Genomic DNA, 16,824 nt, shown 5'->3' with positions numbered 1-16,824 from the left:
GCATTGCAACCTGCTGTGCCTATGATCGGTCGCCTGGTGGTGGTCGGTCTGGGGTTGATCGGCGGCTCCTTCGCCAAAGGCCTGCGTGAAAGCGGGTTGTGTGGCGAAGTGGTCGGTGTGGACCTGGACCCGCAATCGCGCAAATTGGCGGTTGAGCTGGGAGTGGTGGATCGCTGTGAAGCAGACCTGGCGCTTGCGTGCCAGGGCGCGGACGTGATCCAGCTCGCCGTGCCGATCCTGGCCATGGAAAAGTTGCTGGCGCTGTTGGCTGGCATGGATCTGGGTGATGCGATCCTCACGGACGTCGGCAGTGCCAAAGGTAATGTGGTGCGTGCAGCGCAGCAGGCCTTTGGCGGCATGCCTGCGCGGTTTGTGCCGGGGCATCCAATTGCCGGTTCCGAGCAGAGCGGGGTGGAGGCTTCCAATGCGCAGCTGTTCCGTCGTCACAAGGTGATCCTGACCCCTCTGGAACAGACCGATCCGGCCGCGCTGGCCGTTGTGGATCGTCTCTGGCGCGAGCTGGGGGCGGATGTGGAACATATGCAGGTCGAGCGCCACGATGAAGTGCTGGCGGCGACCAGTCATCTGCCGCACCTGCTGGCTTTTGGCTTGGTGGATTCGCTGGCCAAACGCAACGAGAACCTCGAGATTTTCCGTTACGCCGCCGGTGGCTTCCGTGATTTCACGCGAATTGCCGGCAGCGACCCGGTGATGTGGCACGACATCTTCCTCGCCAACCGCGAAGCGGTGTTGCGCACCCTGGATACCTTCCGCAGTGACCTCGATGCCTTGCGCGACGCGGTCGATGCCGGCGATGGCCACCAATTGTTGGGCGTGTTCACCCGTGCGCGGATGGCGCGGGAGCATTTCAGCAAGATCTTGGCGCGCCGGGCCTATGTGGAAACCGCAGTGAACACCGATGAGCTGACCTTTATCGCCAATCCGGGTGGCCGCTTGAGCGGACGTATTCGGGTGCCGGGCGACAAGTCCATCTCCCATCGGTCGATCATGCTGGGTTCGCTGGCCGATGGTGTGACTGAGGTCGAAGGGTTCCTTGAAGGTGAAGATGCCTTGGCGACCTTGCAGGCGTTTCGCGACATGGGCGTGGTGATTGAGGGGCCGCACCATGGGCGTGTGACCATTCATGGGGTGGGCTTGCATGGTTTGAAGTCTGCGCCGGGGCCGATTTACCTGGGTAATTCCGGTACGTCGATGCGATTGTTGTCCGGGTTGCTGGCGGCGCAGAGCTTTGACAGCGTGCTGACCGGTGATGCATCGCTGTCCAAACGTCCGATGAGTCGCGTCGCCAAGCCTTTGCGGGAAATGGGCGCGGTGATCGAGACGGGGCCGGAAGGGCGTCCGCCACTGACCATTCGCGGGGGTCAGGCGCTCAAAGGCCTGACTTATTTGATGCCAATGGCCAGCGCCCAGGTCAAATCCTGTCTGTTGCTGGCTGGGCTGTATGCCGAGGGCAAGACGGCGGTGACCGAGCCTGCGCCGACCCGTGACCATACTGAGCGCATGTTGCGTGGGTTTGGGTATCCGGTGGCGGTAGAAGGGGCGACGGCGTCGGTTGAGTCTGGCCACGCGCTGACGGCGACCCATATTGAAGTGCCGGGGGATATTTCCTCCTCGGCGTTTTTCCTGGTGGCTGCGTCGATTGCCGAGGGCTCCGAGTTGTTGCTGGAGCACGTCGGCATCAACCCGACGCGCACTGGTGTGATCGATATCCTGCGGCTGATGGGCGCGGATATCACCCTGGAAAACCTTCGCGAAGTCGGCGGCGAACCTGTGGCTGACCTGCGCGTGCGTGCGGCGTCATTGAAGGGGATTGAGATTCCCGAGGCGTTGGTGCCGTTGGCGATCGATGAGTTCCCGGTGTTGTTCGTTGCGGCGGCCTGCGCTGAGGGGCGCACGGTATTGCGCGGTGCCCAAGAGCTGCGCGTGAAGGAGTCTGATCGTATCCAGGTCATGGCCGATGGTCTGCTGGCGCTGGGGGTGAAGTGTGAACCGACCCCTGATGGGATTATCATTGACGGTGGCCTGATCGGCGGTGGTGAAGTCCATGCCCGTGGTGATCATCGGATTGCCATGGCGTTCAGCGTGGCTTCCTTGCGGGCGGCCGCGCCAATTCGTATCCGTGACTGCGCCAATGTAGCTACGTCTTTTCCGAACTTTCTTACACTGTGTGCCCAAGTCGGCATTCGTGTAGCCCAAGAGGCTCAATTGTGAATATCAAAGCACCGGTGATTACCATCGACGGGCCAAGCGGCTCGGGCAAAGGCACGATCGCCGGCATCCTGGCCAAGCGCCTGGGCTGGTGCCTGCTGGATTCCGGCGCGCTGTACCGCCTGCTGGCCTTTGCCGCACGCAACCATGGCGTCGATCTCACCAACGAAGAATCCCTGAAGCTGCTGGCGGCGCACCTTGATGTGCAGTTCGTCGGCGCGACGGAAGGTCATCCCCAGCGCATTATCCTTGAAGGGGATGATGTGACCGATGACCTGCGTAACGAGCAAGTCGGTTCCTGGGCTTCCCAGGTTGCTGCGCTGCCGGCCGTGCGTGATGCCCTGCTGCAACGTCAGCGGGCGTTTCAGGAGCCGCCGGGCCTGGTGGCCGATGGTCGCGACATGGGCACAGTGGTGTTTCCCGAGGCACCATTGAAGATTTTCCTGACCGCCAGCGCCGAGGAGCGTGCTCGTCGCCGCTACTTGCAGTTGAAGGGCAAAGTCGATGGTGTTAGTCTGTCGAGTCTGCTAGATGAGATCCGTGCACGTGATGAACGTGACACCCAGCGTGCGGTAGCCCCGCTCAAGCCGGCGGCTGACGCCATACAGCTGGATTCCACGGAGTTGTCCATCGAGCAGGTGCTGGAACGCATCTTGAGTGAAATCGCCATTCGCGATATCGCCGGGTGATCAAGAAGGCCGTAGGGGACCAGTCATAGTCCTGCGGTGGCTTCTTTTAACTGAAACTGACCCACACCGTCTGGGGTGTGGAGATGGGCGTATTCTTCGCCCTTATCAACAGGAATTAAAATGAGCGAAAGCTTTGCGGAACTCTTTGAAGAAAGCCTAAAAACCCTGAACCTTCAGGCAGGCTCCATCATCACCGGTGTTATCGTTGATATCGATTACCAAGCTCGCTGGGTAACCGTTCACGCTGGTCTGAAGTCTGAAGCTCTGATCCCGCTGGAACAGTTCTACAACGATGCTGGTGACCTGACTATCAATGTCGGTGACGAAGTTCACGTTGCTCTGGACTCGGTTGAAGACGGTTTCGGTGAAACCAAGCTGTCCCGTGAAAAAGCCAAGCGCGCTGAATGCTGGATTGTTCTCGAAGCAGCCTTCGCAGCTGAAGAAGTGGTCAAGGGCGTTATCAACGGTAAGGTTAAAGGCGGCTTCACTGTCGACGTTAACGGCATCCGTGCGTTCCTGCCAGGTTCTTTGGTCGACGTTCGTCCTGTGCGCGACACCACGCACCTGGAAGGCAAAGAACTCGAATTCAAGGTCATCAAACTCGACCAGAAACGCAACAACGTTGTCGTTTCCCGTCGCAGCGTCCTGGAAGCAGAGAACTCCGCCGAGCGTGAAGCTCTGCTGGAATCCCTGCAGGAAGGCCAACAAGTCAAAGGTATCGTCAAAAACCTCACCGACTACGGCGCATTCGTCGACCTGGGTGGCGTGGATGGCCTGCTGCACATTACCGACATGGCTTGGAAGCGTATCAAGCATCCATCGGAAATCGTCAACGTTGGCGACGAGATCGATGTCAAGGTTCTGAAATACGATCGCGAACGCAACCGTGTTTCCCTGGGCCTGAAGCAACTGGGTGAAGATCCATGGGTTGCTATCAAAGCCCGTTACCCAGAAAGCACTCGCGTAACCGCGCGTGTTACCAACCTGACTGACTACGGCTGCTTCGCTGAGCTGGAAGAAGGCGTTGAAGGCCTGGTACACGTTTCTGAAATGGACTGGACCAACAAAAACATCCACCCTTCGAAAGTCGTACAAGTCGGCGACGAAGTGGAAGTTATGGTTCTGGACATCGACGAAGAGCGTCGTCGTATCTCCCTGGGCATCAAGCAGTGCAAATCTAACCCATGGGAAGATTTCTCTGGCCAGTTCAACAAGGGCGATAAAATCTCCGGCACCATCAAGTCGATCACCGATTTCGGTATCTTCATTGGTCTGGACGGCGGCATCGACGGCCTGGTTCACCTGTCCGACATCTCCTGGAACGAAGTTGGCGAAGAAGCTGTTCGTCGTTTCAAGAAGGGCGACGAGCTGGACACCGTTATCCTGTCGGTTGACCCAGAGCGCGAGCGTATCTCCCTGGGTATCAAGCAACTGGAAAGCGACCCGTTCTCTGAATACGTTCAGGACAACGACAAAGGCGCAATCGTTAAAGGCATCGTGAAAGAAGTTGACGCCAAAGGCGCCATCATCGTTCTGGCCGACGATATCGAAGCGACTCTGAAAGCCTCCGAAATCAGCCGTGACCGCGTTGAAGACGCACGTAACGTTCTGAAAGAAGGCCAGGAAGTAGAAGCCAAGATCATCAGCGTTGACCGCAAGAGCCGTGTAATCCAACTCTCCATCAAGTCGAAAGACGATGCTGAAGAGAAAGAAGCCATCCAAAGCTTGAAAGACAAGCCTTCGGATAGCATCGCTGCTGGTCCTACCACTCTGGGCGACCTGTTGCGTGCACAAATGGAAAAACAGAACTAAGTTCTGCTAGACCATAAAAAAAGGGCGACTTCGGTCGCCCTTTTTTGTGCTTGAAATTCCTTGATCCAACAACCGAGAACCAAGACGTACAGCACAGTGTCAGAACTGACTATAGTCTTAACAAAAGCGGCTCCCGTGTTGTGGCCTCAGTAAGGATCTGAATGAACAGGCTTATCGTAGTATTCGTAGTGTTAACGCTTGCAGGCTGCTCTGTTACCAGTGCAAAGACCCATGCCAGGCGCGGCGTCAGCGGCATTGAGGTCGATTGCTCAGGCCTGGGCAACAACTGGGGTAAGTGCGAAAGCCGTGCCGCCAGAGAGTGCAAGCAGCAGGGCTACAAGGTGATCACAAGGTCCAGCGACGCCAAGGACGAAGAGGGCGACTACCTCTTCGGCTGGAACCCCGCCGGCGCCGTAACCCGCACCATGCTGGTGATCTGCAATTGAGCTTGTAACGCGGGTATTGCAGGTATCTATCTAACCTGTATATAAGTTGCTGTATGGGCTGTTCAAATTCATCAAGTCATGCTAAAACCTTCGAAGCGCTTTTCCTAGCTGCTTGAAAAAGAAGGGAAAATTATGACGAAGTCGGAGTTGATCGAACGAATTGTCACCCATCAAGGGCTGCTCTCATCCAAGGATGTGGAGCTGGCTATCAAGACCATGCTTGAGCAAATGTCCCAGTGCCTGGCGACCGGCGATCGGATTGAAATTCGCGGGTTTGGGAGTTTTTCGCTGCACTACCGTGCGCCACGGGTTGGACGGAATCCTAAGACTGGGCAGTCGGTGAGTCTGGACGGAAAGTTCGTACCTCACTTCAAGCCGGGCAAGGAGTTGCGTGATCGGGTGAACGAAGACGAAGAAACAGTCGTCTGAGTCATATGAAGTAGGAGTTAGGTATGCGGAGTGTGAAACGTATTTTGCTGGTATTGGCTGTCCTGCTGGTGGTCCTGGCGGTGCTCGCGTTTGTCTTGGAGAACCAGCACAGTGTGTCCTTGTCGTTTCTGGGCTGGAGTTCAGCACAGTTCCCGGTAGCTGTGTTCATCACGGTGGCGTTGATCGTGGGAATGCTGATTGGTCCGTTGCTAGGAGCGCTGGTTGGGCGCTTGGGGCATCGTAAGCAGGGCGCATAGGGCTCAATGAAGATGAGCCCATACTGTTAGGGTGAGCACGCTGGAGTCGATATACCTTTGGCGTAGCAGGCGCTTCACTGAGTCCTCTGCCATCCTTCTCCGTTTGCCGTGATGAAAATCAGGCAGCCTCTGCCGGCCGCTTGCGCAATTCGTAGAGTTTGAACGGCAGTTTCAACAAAAGCATGAATATGTTGGTGTAGACACCATTCGAGCGGCATGCTTCAACGATTTCCAAGTTAAGCTTCAAGCTGCTTTTGAGTCCCGCGGTACTTGCGCCACCCGAGCGCATACGTACCAGCACTTGATCAAGGTATGAATACCGGAGCTTGTGCACCGTGAACAGCCTGACAAAAAACTCATAGTCAGCTGAAATCCTATACTTCAATGAATACAAACCCACCGTCTCGTACGCTGTTTTGCGGATGAACGTCGCTGGATGAGGTGGCATCCAGCCGAAACGTAACTTCCATGGTGCGAATCGATTACCACGGTAAAAACGTGTGACTTTATGCAAGTCGGCTGGATTTACAAATATCACGTCACCGAACACCACATCACTCTCGGGGCGATCTTCAAAAGCTTTCATTACAGAAGAAACGCAGGTGGAGTTTTCATAGAAGTCATCGGAGTTCAGGATCCCGACCACTGCTCCGGTTGCTAAAGACACTCCTTTGTTCATGGCATCGTAAATCCCCTTGTCCGGCTCGCTGACAAAGTGGTTGATGCACTTCCCATAAGATTCAACAATCGCCTGCGTGTCATCTTTCGAGCCACCGTCCACCACGATGTACTCAATGTCAGCATAGTCTTGTGAAAGAACTGACTCGATTGTGTCTCGGATGGTGCTCGCACTGTTAAAGCTGACTGTGATAATTGATAACTTCAAGACAACCTCTCATGTACGACCATACAAGTCTTCAAAGCGCACTATGTCATCTTCACCCAAGTAGGATCCGGACTGCACTTCAATCAGCTCTAGTGGAATTACTCCAGGGTTTTCCAAGGTGTGGACTTGGCCAATAGGGATGTAAGTTGATTGGTTTTCCGTAACCAGGTACGTTTTTTCGCCATTGGTTACCTTGGCGGTACCGCTTACTACAATCCAATGTTCGGCCCGGTGATGATGCATTTGTAATGACAGCTTTGCACCCGGATTGACGGTAATACGCTTCACCTGATATCGGGTGCCATTATCGATTGAATCATACATGCCCCACGGTCGATAGACTTCGCGATGGTCCAACGACTCAGTTCGGCCCTCAGTTTTCAGGCGATCAACAATTTTCTTTACGTTTTGCACTTGGCTTTTATGGGCAACCAGAACCGCATCCTTTGTTTCCACAATGACGAGGTCGTCAACGCCGACGGTACTCACCAGGCGGCTATGGGAGTGCACAAAGGTATTGTTGGTCTGCTCGGCTAACACATCACCATGGCAGACATTGCCTTGGGCATCTTTAGTCCCGACCTCCCATAGCGCAGCCCAAGAGCCGATATCGCTCCAACCTGCATCGAGCGGTACAACGACTGCATCAGTCGTTTTTTCCATGACCGCGTAGTCAATTGACTCTGCTGGACAATTCGCAAAGGCCTCTTTACCCACTCGGGTAAAGTCCATGTCCTGAACGCCCAGTGCGATTGCCTGGCGGCAAGCCTCAAGGATGTCGGGGCGGAATTTCCCCAGCTCCTCCAGATAACGGCTCGCGCGAAACATGAACATGCCGCTGTTCCAAAGATAATCTCCGCTGGAAAGATAAGCCTTGGCTGTTTCCTCGTCAGGCTTTTCTACAAAGCGAGCTACCCGAAAGCCGTTGGTTTCGATGCTCTCACCCTTTTCTATATAGCCATAGCCCGTTTCTGGTTGAGTCGCGACAATGCCAAAGGTGACTAGCTTTCCAGCAACTGCCAAGGGGAGTGCGCGTTGAACGCAGTCCTGGAATGCGGCTACATCTTTAATCAGGTGATCCGCTGCCAGTACCAGCAGAAGTGGGTCCTGATCGTCCGCGCAGGCTTGGAGGGCGGCCAGTGCCACCGCTGGAGCTGTATTGCGCCCCATTGGTTCCAGCAGGATGTTGGTGTTTTCCAGGCCTATACGCCGAAGCTGCTCGGCAGCCAAAAAACGATGCTCTTCGTTGCAAATCAAACGGGGCGCGCAGATATCCAGGCCTTCCAAACGTTTGATGGTGGCCTGCAGCATGGACAGTTCACTGTCCGCCAGACAGAGAAACTGTTTTGGGTTGAGCTGGCGCGAAAGCGGCCAGAGGCGAGAGCCGGAGCCGCCGGCCATAATTACCGGAATCAACATTCAATCTTTCCTTGCATTCAATTCGTTAGTCGCGCCAGCAGAGGGTTGGGCAGCGATATCCAGCATGGTCCTCGCGACGGTCTCCCAGTCCTTGGGGATCACTCGTAACTGCTCGCTCCAATCAGGCCAGTATCCGGTTGAGAGCTTTCTATGCAACTCGTTTACGGCATCCTTGAGCGAGTCCGCGTTATCAACGTCAAAGTAGGTGGCTTCATCACCACACAGCACTCGTGCATAAGGTAGGTCTGGACAGATAATGGGAAGCCCTACAAACATCGCCTCTACAAGTGGAAATCCATAACTTTCATCTGTCGACAGAAACAGTAGTGCATCCACTGTGCTATAGGCATTAACCATCTGTGATGCCGAGAGTGTGCCCAAGCAGCGTAATTGCGCAAGGTTGGGAGCGGGGTTGCTTTTTTCGTCGAGGGTGATGTCCAGATGCACAATGGGCCAATTGGCCGGGTTGTTTCCATGAAGGGTGGCTAGCAGCTTGTGGTTTTTATGCGGGTATCCGGCTGCGGGATAGATCAAATGCAGGGGGGCGTCAGGGGCTTTAGTGCGTCCTGTTCGTTGGAGTCCGGCGGTTAGCAGCCAGGCGGGAACAGGTTGCGCTACAACGTATACGCGCGAGTGCAACGAAGGATACGATTTTATGAGGGCGTCGCGCATCGATGATGTTTGCACTATAAACGCTTGCGCATATTCAAGGTTTGACCGGAATACCCACCTGAGCAGTGACAGTTTCAATTTTGCCAGGCGCCAGGAGAACTTTTCCGGGCGCACAAGATGAGGCGTTTGAACAAAAACCGTCTGACGTGCGTTGCAGCGAATTGGCAAGTCGCCCATGACCAGTAAAGGCAGTTCTCCGCTAAATCGTCGGCCCAGAACGGTGCACTCAGCTAGGCGTGATAACGCATTGGGAAGGTAGCGCCGGTACTGGGTCGTTTTCAGCGACGTGTCTGCACTCTGGTAGGACGACAGGTCCCCTCTGTTGGGAAGGTAAACCTCGACAACGCGCACTGGCTTATTCTGCTCCAGTGCCGGCAGCAGTGACTTGATCAATTGCACTGCGCCAAGCCCGGCAATGTTGGTTAGGTGAAGGCGAACGAGATCTTGGCTCATGGCAATGATTGTTCCGGATACCAAGGAGAGGCAATAGTCGCCTTGCTTTGGGGGGGGGCATGAAGAACTGCCAGCATGTAAGCGGCCGCAACATCGGGCTGAATAGCCGCTGCTGCGTGAAGGGTTGCGGCGCGCATGGCTGGTAGTCGCGCGGGGTCGGCGTACAGCGCGTTTATAATCGATTCCAGTGCGTTTGGATTATTGGCGTCGAACACTACTCCTGCGCCATATCGCTCGACCAGAGCCCGAGCACCCACCTGATCGCTACAGATAACGGGGACGCCTGCGCACAGCGCCTCATTCACCACGACGCCCCAGCCGTCGTATCGGCTGGGTAGGACGAGTACATCATAGGTGGCTATTATCTTTTGCGTCATCCCAAACGGAATCGTTCCTCGGAAAAACACCCTGTCGCTATCGGATGCAAACAGGGACGCATCGCCGGGGCCATAGATATCCAGGGTGACCGGTGCTTTCGAACGGGCGACTGCCTCAATTATCAGGTCAACCCCTTTGCGAGCAATCAATGCGCCCACAAAGACAACCTTCAACGCCTCGGTGCGCTTGTGGTTTGGAATACGAGCTTCAATGGAGGGGACGAAATAGCCGAAAGGGAACAGCTTATTTCTTGTCACGCCCGAACTTGAGTATTGCTCGACTGCTTTAGAAGAAATTGAAAATATGCCAGACATCCGCCGCTTGAGCAGGGTCATGTAAACCTTGTAAAGAAAAGGGCGCAATGCTGCCTTGAGCCTTTCACGGACGCCTAATTTATTGCTGAAGTAACCTTGGGCGATCGGCGAATAGGGTTCCGAAATGATGTAGAACTCTACGCGAAACAGAACCGCCAATAGCAGGCAATACAGCATTTTCAGGTTCTGAAATGCACTGGCGAACAAGTGGACGTCCTGTCGGTGCTCGCGCATTTTGCGATAGCAATACAGCAGTCCGCCGCGCTCAGGGACGAGTCGACGTTCTATCGACTCTACCTGGGTATCTTGCCAGCCCTGTGCGCGACGGGTTGCATCCTCCATCGTTAATACGTAGGCCAGCAGCGGTGTTTTGGCTTGTAGAGACAGGGCTTCATAGGTGAAGGCCTGATGATCCGTGAGCACAGGTTGCCAGGTAATAAACGTTGGCTGCTGTGTCATGGCTGCCCTCCGAATATGAAGCTGAATACAGCCTGGCCCGCCCTTTGCGGAGCGCATTGAGCAATGACGGCTTGTTGGCCGCGTAGAGCGCATGCCAGTGTTTCTTCGGGCTGCTCGACGATAGTTTGGAGCAGGCGTGCCAGCGCCAGGGGGTCATTGCGAGTCAGGTACAGTGCCCCATCGCCGAGTACCGAGCGTACGTCGCTGATATCCGTACTCAGGACCAGCAGGCCCGACTCGGCGAACTCGATAACCTTGGACGGAAACGTAGTGTCAGCCAGCGGCCCGCCCACCGGCTTGAGTGCTAGGCCTGTGCTGCACCGATTCAACACATCGGCATATTGAGCGTCAGTTGTACGCCCATGCACTATCACGTTTGGCGTTCCGTCTTCATTCGCGAGTGTCTGCAGGGCGTCAAGCGAGTCGCCTTTACCAGTCACTTCAAATTGCAAATGGCGTGCCCAGTCACTGGGCTCCTGGCGGAGCAGGCGAATGGTTTCAATCAGAAGATCTGCGCCAGTATCCGCATTCAATGTGCCGGCCATTAGGACTGTTCGGGGGAGGGTGCTCGGTTTTACCTCGAATGCCTTTGTTGAGGTTGATCCGTAGTAGCAATGGACTGGACGAATGCTTGTCATGTTCGCCAAGGCGCTGCACGCCAGTAAAGCGCCGTCTGGACACAAGCGATCATACAACCAGGTGGTTGTGCGCCCCAGCAGTGCTTTCAATTTGCCGCTTTCCTGGCCTGCCACTTCTCCATCTTCAAGATCAAGGAAGCGCTTGTAACCACTGACTGAGGCGGTGATTAGTAACGGTAAGTAGGCGCTCATGCGATTATAAAAAATCACCGCCTTCTTTTGGCTGGATGAAAGTCGAAGCAGTGCGCCGATTAAAAAAAACAACGAAAGGAACTGAGAAAAGAACCGGACGTGTGAAAAGGGGGCGTATATCACGGGTACGCCCGCGACTCGCTTGACTACGCGTGGGAAGTAGTTGAAGGAGCCGTTGGCGCGTCCTCGCCCCAGGCTGAGGATGCAAGGTCGTGCGCCGGCTTCGCGGAGCGCCTGGCATAGCATGAGGACCTTGCGAGACGCCGCGGGGCTGTCGCTGACAATTCCTCTTTCAAGGCGTGTCTTGTCATCCAATGCGTTGCACACGACCAAGACCAAAGGCCGCTTCATGGCAGTTCCTTTTTAATGACAGCGGGTACGCCAGCAACCAGCGTATTGGTGGGAACGTCGCGAGTAACTACGGCGCCGGCGGCGACTATGGCGCCGTCGCCAATTGTTACTCCTCCCAGGATGATGCTTCTGGCGCCAATCCAGCAGCCATTGCCCACGACGATAGGTCGCGCTGTTCCTTTGCCAGCTCGCCGTTCTTGCGAGCCAAGTTCGTGACTGCCGACAATAAATTCAATCCCATGGCCCAGATCGCAGCAAGTGCCGATTGTTATATCAGCCTCTTCATGGGTGTGAAAAACCACGCCTGGGCTCAACCAGCTTCCACTGCCGATAATCAGCCGACCCCGTCCGTAGATCCAGCCGCGACCGCAAAACCTGACAGAGGGGTGCATCTCGATGCCGGCCCAGCGCAAAAGCGTCGATCGGATTGCAAACATTCGAGATGGGGGGAGGAGGGATAGTATGATGTTTATTAAGTGTCTGATCATAAGTACCGACTAGGCCTCAGCCGGGAATGTCCCGGTGGGATGAGGTTGCTTCCTGCAATAGAGGAAATCTCTATGAGATGAGCACATGGCGATGGGCTCTTGGGGGCGTCATCGCCATGTGCCTTGCCGCTAGCGCGAACGAGTGTGCAAGGCGTTCTCGGAAAACCATGAATAAGCGTCGCGCAGCCCGTCTTCGAGGCTGATTGTGGCGCGCCATCCCAACTGTTCCAGGCGAGAAACATCCATTAGCTTTCTCGGTGCGCCGTCCGGTTTGCTCGCATCAAAACTCAGTCGGCCTCTAAATCCAGTGACCTTGGCGATGGTTTCGGCGAGTTCCCGGATAGTGCAATCTTCACCGGTACCGACGTTGATGTGAGAGAGCATGGGCTGGGTATGGGCTCCATACTGCTCTGACCCCAACTCCATGATATGGACCGAGGCGCTGGCCATATCATCGACGTGCAGAAACTCACGCATCGGCGAGCCGCTGCCCCAGATCACTACTTCGTCCACATTCTGTTCGACGGCAGTGTGGAAGCGGCGCAGAAGAGCGGGAATGACGTGTGAGTTTTCCGGATGAAAGTTGTCATTCGGGCCATACAGATTGGTTGGCATGGCACTGCGATAGTCACGACCGTATTGGCGGTTGTAACTCTCGCATAGCTTGATACCGGCGATCTTGGCAATCGCATAGGGCTCGTTGGTTGGCTCAAGCACACCTGTCAGCAGAGCCTCTTCAGCCATGGGCTGCTGGACCTTGATTGGGTAGATGCAAGATGACCCTAGAAACAGCATCTTCTGTACATCATTCTGGTGTGCCGCGTTGACGATGTTTGTTTGCATCGTCAGGTTTTCATAGATGAACTCTGCCGGGTAAGTGTTGTTGGCATGAATACCCCCTACCTTCGCGGCCGCCATGTAGACTTGGTCAATCTCATTCTCTGCAAAAAATGCTGTCACTGAATGTTGATCCAGCAGGTTTAATTGAGCCCTGTCCCGGGTCACAATATTTGCGTAACCCAATGCTTGCAGGCGACGAACAATGGCCGACCCGACCATCCCGTTGTGGCCGGCAACAAACACACACTCGCTCAATTGGCGTGACATCCTAGTTCTCCAGCGACACCGGCAGGTCGTATCCGTGACTCTTCAGCAGCGCATGACGCTGGGCGACTTTAAGGTCTTCGCGAACCATTTCGGCGCACATTTCCTGAGCGGTGATTTCCGGGACCCAGCCCAGCTTTGTTTTTGCCTTGGTTGGGTCGCCAAGGAGGGTTTCAACTTCAGCTGGACGGAAGTAGCGAGGGTCGACACGAACCACGACGTCCCCGACGTTCAATGCAGGAGCGTTGTCGCCAACGATGGACTCAATGATGCCGAGTTCCTCTACGCCGGTCCCCTCAAAGCGTAGGGTGAGACCGAGTTCGGCAGCTGACCACCGAATGAAGTCGCGAACCGAATACTGCACCCCCGTTGCGATCACGAAATCTTCAGGGACGTCTTGCTGCAACATCATCCACTGCATGCGAACGTAGTCTTTGGCGTGGCCCCAGTCGCGCAGCGCATCCATGTTGCCCATGTACAGGCACTGTTCCAGGCCTTGGGCGATATTTGCCAGGCCGCGGGTAATCTTGCGGGTCACGAATGTCTCACCACGTCGTGGCGATTCGTGGTTGAACAGAATGCCGTTACAGGCATGCATTCCGTAAGCTTCGCGGTAGTTGACCACGATCCAGTAGGCGTAGAGTTTTGCCACTGCATAAGGGGAGCGTGGATAGAATGGCGTCGTTTCTTTTTGCGGGGTTTCTTGTACCAGGCCGTAGAGCTCAGAGGTCGAGGCTTGGTAGAACCGGGTCTTTTTCTCGAGCCCGAGAAGGCGGATGGCTTCAAGAATGCGCAAAGTGCCCATTGCATCGACGTCGGCAGTGTATTCAGGCGATTCGAAGCTGACGGCGACGTGGGACTGCGCGCCCAGGTTGTAAACTTCGTCAGGCTGTACTTCCTGAATGATACGGGTCAGGTTCGACGAATCGGACAAGTCACCGTAATGAAGAATGAAGCGCTGATTGTCGACATGCGGATCCTGGTAAATGTGATCGACACGCTGGGTGTTGAAGGACGAAGCGCGTCGCTTGATCCCGTGGACCTCATAGCCTTTTTCCAGCAATAACTCAGCCAAATACGAGCCGTCCTGGCCGGTGATCCCGGTAATCAGCGCTTTTTTCAGGGTCATGTCTACGTCCTAGAATTCTTTGAATATGTAGTTAAACGGCATTCAGCATGCTGCTAATGACATCCGGCATCGATGATTGGGCTTTCCATCCCAGGACACGTTCGGCCTTGCTCGGATCGGCACGGCTGATCAGCAGGTCTGTCGGTCGGAAGAACTCCGTTGACTGATCGACGTATTTCGTCCAGTCGAGACCTAGCTGCGTGAACGTTTCACTGACGAATGTTTCGAGCGTGTGAGTCTGCCCGGTAGCGATCACGAAATCACTTGGCTCCTCGCACTGCAGCATCCTCCACATGGCGTCAACGTACTCGGGGGCGGCGCCCCAATCACGCGCAATATCCAAGCGGCCAAGTGTCAAGCGCTCGCTCGAACCAGCAGCGATACGCTTGGCTGTAGTCACAATTTTTTGCGTTACAAACCTGGGGGGGCGCAGCGCGGATTCGTGATTGAACAGGATGCCGGTACAAGCGAAAAGATTATAGGCTTCGCGATAATTATCGACCAGCCAGAAAGCAGAAGATTTAGCCACGGCATAAGGGCTGCGTGGATGGAAATTAGTATCCTCGCAGGCGGGCTCTCCATTGGTATCACCGAAGCACTCGCTGGACCCGGCTTGATAAAAGCGGATCGGTCGTTCGGTCATCCTGCATGCTTCAAGCATATTCAGAGTGCCCAGTGTAATGCTCTGGATCGTTTCGGCAGGTTGTTCGAATGACAACCCGACAGAGGACTGTCCAGCCAGAAAATAGACTTCGTCAGGCTGGCTGCGTTTAAGCGCCATGAACACACTGCGAAAATCCTCGGGCACCATCGACAGTAGCTTTACCTTTGAGGAAATATCCAGACGCTTAAGGTTGGCGAATGATGAGCCTTGCGCATCTCGAGATGTTCCCCAGACGGAGTAACCCTTATCCAGCAGAAGTTTTGCAAGAAAGGCGCCGTCCTGACCACTTACACCGCAAATCAGGGCTGTTTTTTCTGAGTATTCCAAAGCGTTACCTTTGCAAGGTCTGGTAGATCGAAAGTGTTTCCTGTGTACAACGCTGCCACGAGAAATGATTCAGGCGCTCACGGCCCAGCGCAATCAATCTTGCAGTTTCACTGTCAGAGTAAACCACTCTTTCTATCGCCCCCGCCATTTCGTCGTTTTGGGTGGGGTCAAAAAGGACTCCGGCATCACCGATAACCTCAGGCATCGAGCTGGTATCGCTGCTGATGACGGCGCATGCGTGCGCCATGGCTTCCAGTGGAGGAAGACCAAAGCCCTCATAGAGAGAGGGATAGACGAAGGCTTTGGCACCGTCATAGAGGGAGGCCAGTACCGTATCGTCACCACCGACCTGGCGCACCCGATCAATGCCGAAGCCCAGCCGATTGATCAATTCCAGTTCGCTGCCAGAAAAGGCGCCCCCTCCAAAGGCAATGATATCGAAATCCGCTTTCAAGCGAGTTGATGTTGAGACGGCATTCAATAGGCCGGAAAAGTTTTTATAGCCGTGGCGACTTCCGACATACAACAGATAGGGCCTGGGTTGGGGCGCATCAGTCTTTCCAGTTGCCGGTTTGAACTGTTCGAATCCAAGATGCACAACGGAAAGTTTTTTCTCGGGAACATCAAACAACCTAATAAGATCCTGGCGGGTACTTTCCGAAATGCAGATGACGTGGTCGGCACGTTCGACGGCACATTGTTTCAATAGGGTGGTTTGATCTTTCGCAGAAAAGCTCTGGGGGAACAATTCGTGGATCATGTCGTAGATCGTCAGAACCACCGGGCAGCCCTTGGGGGCGATGCCGAAGCGCGAAAAATAGGTTTCGTGAACGACCTGGGGCTTCCAGCCGCGCATGGATTGTTGACCGAGCAGGTGGTTGTAGGTCAATGCCAGCCTTGTCGTACGCGGTAGGTAATGATCGGCTCTGCGACCATGAACAATGCCCTCAGGCAAGTCCTTCAGATAGAAGTTACGATGCAGTGGCGAAAAAATACCGACGTCGTTTTTCTCGGCGAACATATGCTCTGCAATGCGAGAGAAATAACGAGAGATTCCACCGTATTGTTGAAGGCAGAATATCTGATGATCAAAAGCAATGCGCATTTTCTTATCCGATGTGTAAAAGGGGTGATTTAAATCAATTCGGGTTTTGGGGTCATGGCTTGATTCAATGCAAACTCAAAGGGGCATTTGAAGCGAATGGCAATGTTTTAAATGTTCAACTATTGAGTGTTTCGCGAGCCCCGAAATCGATCTAGTGAGCGCGGAAATAGTGCCTGCTATATACGTGAAACAGGCGCTGCGCGCTGCGCGAAGCCTAGCATGGTCGTGATGTTTTAAACAGTCTCCGGGCGCGGGAGGTCTGCTCGGGTTGGCCTGAAAAGATATCGGATTCGATAGCCTGGAAATTGAAAAGCGGATTTTGATTCCTATGAAAATATGTCTTTCCTGGGATCGCTTCACTCGACATCGCTTCCGGTCGCGAT

The 16,824-nt window shown here is 54.7% G+C and carries 16 protein-coding genes; 6 read left to right on the top strand and 10 right to left on the bottom strand.

From position 1 onward, the window contains the following. The first annotated feature begins 21 nt into the window (after positions 1-21). From ACLD1Y_RS06090 to ACLD1Y_RS06065, 6 genes are all read left to right on the top strand, one after another. A complete protein-coding gene (locus ACLD1Y_RS06090; protein WP_429476576.1) occupies positions 22-2,232 on the top strand; it encodes a bifunctional prephenate dehydrogenase/3-phosphoshikimate 1-carboxyvinyltransferase in 2,211 nt (736 codons plus the stop codon). Continuing rightward, positions 2,229-2,918, top strand: coding sequence for a (d)CMP kinase (gene cmk / locus ACLD1Y_RS06085; protein WP_003172653.1), 690 nt, complete (start codon positions 2,229-2,231; stop codon positions 2,916-2,918). The genes ACLD1Y_RS06090 and cmk overlap by 4 nt, the downstream gene beginning before the upstream one ends. A gap of 120 nt (positions 2,919-3,038) precedes the next feature. Continuing rightward, complete coding sequence (gene rpsA, locus ACLD1Y_RS06080) at positions 3,039-4,730, top strand: 30S ribosomal protein S1 (protein ID WP_135287770.1); 1,692 nt, start codon at positions 3,039-3,041, stop codon at positions 4,728-4,730. Between the two features lie 161 nt (positions 4,731-4,891). Further along, positions 4,892-5,176 carry a hypothetical protein gene (locus ACLD1Y_RS06075; protein WP_429476339.1) on the top strand — a complete coding sequence of 95 codons (285 nt, stop codon included), beginning with the start codon at positions 4,892-4,894 and terminating at the stop codon, positions 5,174-5,176. Between the two features lie 132 nt (positions 5,177-5,308). Continuing rightward, a complete protein-coding gene (gene ihfB / locus ACLD1Y_RS06070) occupies positions 5,309-5,605 on the top strand; it encodes an integration host factor subunit beta (protein WP_429476338.1) in 297 nt (98 codons plus the stop codon). 23 nt (positions 5,606-5,628) lie between these two features. Beyond that, positions 5,629-5,862, top strand: coding sequence for a lipopolysaccharide assembly protein LapA domain-containing protein (locus tag ACLD1Y_RS06065; protein ID WP_429476336.1), 234 nt, complete (start codon positions 5,629-5,631; stop codon positions 5,860-5,862). 118 nt (positions 5,863-5,980) lie between these two features. Here ACLD1Y_RS06065 and ACLD1Y_RS06060 read toward each other — a convergent pair whose 3' ends face one another. The 10 genes from ACLD1Y_RS06060 to ACLD1Y_RS06015 all read right to left on the bottom strand — a co-directional run bounded on the left by ACLD1Y_RS06060 (position 5,981) and on the right by ACLD1Y_RS06015 (position 16,441). Beyond that, positions 5,981-6,748 carry a glycosyltransferase family 2 protein gene (locus ACLD1Y_RS06060; RefSeq protein ID WP_429476334.1) on the bottom strand — a complete coding sequence of 256 codons (768 nt, stop codon included), beginning with the start codon at positions 6,746-6,748 and terminating at the stop codon, positions 5,981-5,983. Between the two features lie 9 nt (positions 6,749-6,757). Beyond that, positions 6,758-8,167, bottom strand: a complete 1,410-nt coding sequence (locus ACLD1Y_RS06055; protein WP_429476332.1) for a mannose-1-phosphate guanylyltransferase/mannose-6-phosphate isomerase — start codon at positions 8,165-8,167, stop codon at positions 6,758-6,760. Continuing rightward, a complete protein-coding gene (locus tag ACLD1Y_RS06050) occupies positions 8,168-9,292 on the bottom strand; it encodes a glycosyltransferase (RefSeq protein ID WP_429476331.1) in 1,125 nt (374 codons plus the stop codon). Beyond that, positions 9,289-10,443, bottom strand: coding sequence for a glycosyltransferase family 4 protein (locus ACLD1Y_RS06045; RefSeq protein ID WP_429476329.1), 1,155 nt, complete (start codon positions 10,441-10,443; stop codon positions 9,289-9,291). The genes ACLD1Y_RS06050 and ACLD1Y_RS06045 overlap by 4 nt, the downstream gene beginning before the upstream one ends. Beyond that, on the bottom strand, positions 10,440-11,624 hold the full coding sequence (locus ACLD1Y_RS06040) for a glycosyltransferase (RefSeq protein ID WP_429476327.1): 1,185 nt from the start codon (positions 11,622-11,624) through the stop codon (positions 10,440-10,442). The genes ACLD1Y_RS06045 and ACLD1Y_RS06040 overlap by 4 nt, the downstream gene beginning before the upstream one ends. Continuing rightward, a complete protein-coding gene (locus ACLD1Y_RS06035) occupies positions 11,621-11,926 on the bottom strand; it encodes a DapH/DapD/GlmU-related protein (RefSeq protein ID WP_429476326.1) in 306 nt (101 codons plus the stop codon). Before ACLD1Y_RS06035 ends, ACLD1Y_RS06040 begins: the two co-directional genes overlap by 4 nt. A 315-nt stretch (positions 11,927-12,241) precedes the next feature. Continuing rightward, positions 12,242-13,219 (bottom strand): GDP-L-fucose synthase, encoded by a 978-nt coding sequence (fcl, locus tag ACLD1Y_RS06030; RefSeq protein WP_429476325.1) that lies wholly within the window; start codon positions 13,217-13,219, stop codon positions 12,242-12,244. A 1-nt stretch (position 13,220) separates the two neighbouring features. Beyond that, the gene (gene gmd / locus ACLD1Y_RS06025; RefSeq protein WP_429476323.1) at positions 13,221-14,345 is read right to left on the bottom strand and encodes a GDP-mannose 4,6-dehydratase; all 1,125 of its coding nucleotides are present in this window, start codon (positions 14,343-14,345) and stop codon (positions 13,221-13,223) included. Between the two features lie 31 nt (positions 14,346-14,376). Continuing rightward, a complete protein-coding gene (locus ACLD1Y_RS06020; protein ID WP_429476321.1) occupies positions 14,377-15,336 on the bottom strand; it encodes a GDP-mannose 4,6-dehydratase in 960 nt (319 codons plus the stop codon). Between the two features lie 4 nt (positions 15,337-15,340). Next, a complete protein-coding gene (locus ACLD1Y_RS06015; RefSeq protein WP_429476319.1) occupies positions 15,341-16,441 on the bottom strand; it encodes a glycosyltransferase family 4 protein in 1,101 nt (366 codons plus the stop codon). Positions 16,442-16,824: the final 383 nt, after the last annotated feature.

Origin of the sequence: Pseudomonas sp. 18175, from assembly GCF_050432925.1 — a bacterium.
Classification (GTDB): Bacteria; Pseudomonadota; Gammaproteobacteria; order Pseudomonadales; family Pseudomonadaceae; genus Aquipseudomonas.
This window is presented reverse-complemented; position numbering and strand designations above follow the sequence as displayed.

Coding starts and splice junctions, on each gene's coding strand:
- ACLD1Y_RS06090 (WP_429476576.1), top strand. CDS start 22: ATGATCGGTCGCCTGGTGGTGGTCGGTCTGGGGTTGATCGGCGGCTCC.
- rpsA (WP_135287770.1), top strand. CDS start 3,039: ATGAGCGAAAGCTTTGCGGAACTCTTTGAAGAAAGCCTAAAAACCCTG.
- ACLD1Y_RS06075 (WP_429476339.1), top strand. CDS start 4,892: ATGAACAGGCTTATCGTAGTATTCGTAGTGTTAACGCTTGCAGGCTGC.
- ihfB (WP_429476338.1), top strand. CDS start 5,309: ATGACGAAGTCGGAGTTGATCGAACGAATTGTCACCCATCAAGGGCTG.
- ACLD1Y_RS06065 (WP_429476336.1), top strand. CDS start 5,629: ATGCGGAGTGTGAAACGTATTTTGCTGGTATTGGCTGTCCTGCTGGTG.
- ACLD1Y_RS06055 (WP_429476332.1), bottom strand. CDS start 8,167: ATGTTGATTCCGGTAATTATGGCCGGCGGCTCCGGCTCTCGCCTCTGG.
- ACLD1Y_RS06050 (WP_429476331.1), bottom strand. CDS start 9,292: ATGAGCCAAGATCTCGTTCGCCTTCACCTAACCAACATTGCCGGGCTT.
- ACLD1Y_RS06045 (WP_429476329.1), bottom strand. CDS start 10,443: ATGACACAGCAGCCAACGTTTATTACCTGGCAACCTGTGCTCACGGAT.
- ACLD1Y_RS06040 (WP_429476327.1), bottom strand. CDS start 11,624: ATGAAGCGGCCTTTGGTCTTGGTCGTGTGCAACGCATTGGATGACAAG.
- fcl (WP_429476325.1), bottom strand. CDS start 13,219: ATGTCACGCCAATTGAGCGAGTGTGTGTTTGTTGCCGGCCACAACGGG.
- gmd (WP_429476323.1), bottom strand. CDS start 14,345: ATGACCCTGAAAAAAGCGCTGATTACCGGGATCACCGGCCAGGACGGC.
- ACLD1Y_RS06015 (WP_429476319.1), bottom strand. CDS start 16,441: ATGCGCATTGCTTTTGATCATCAGATATTCTGCCTTCAACAATACGGT.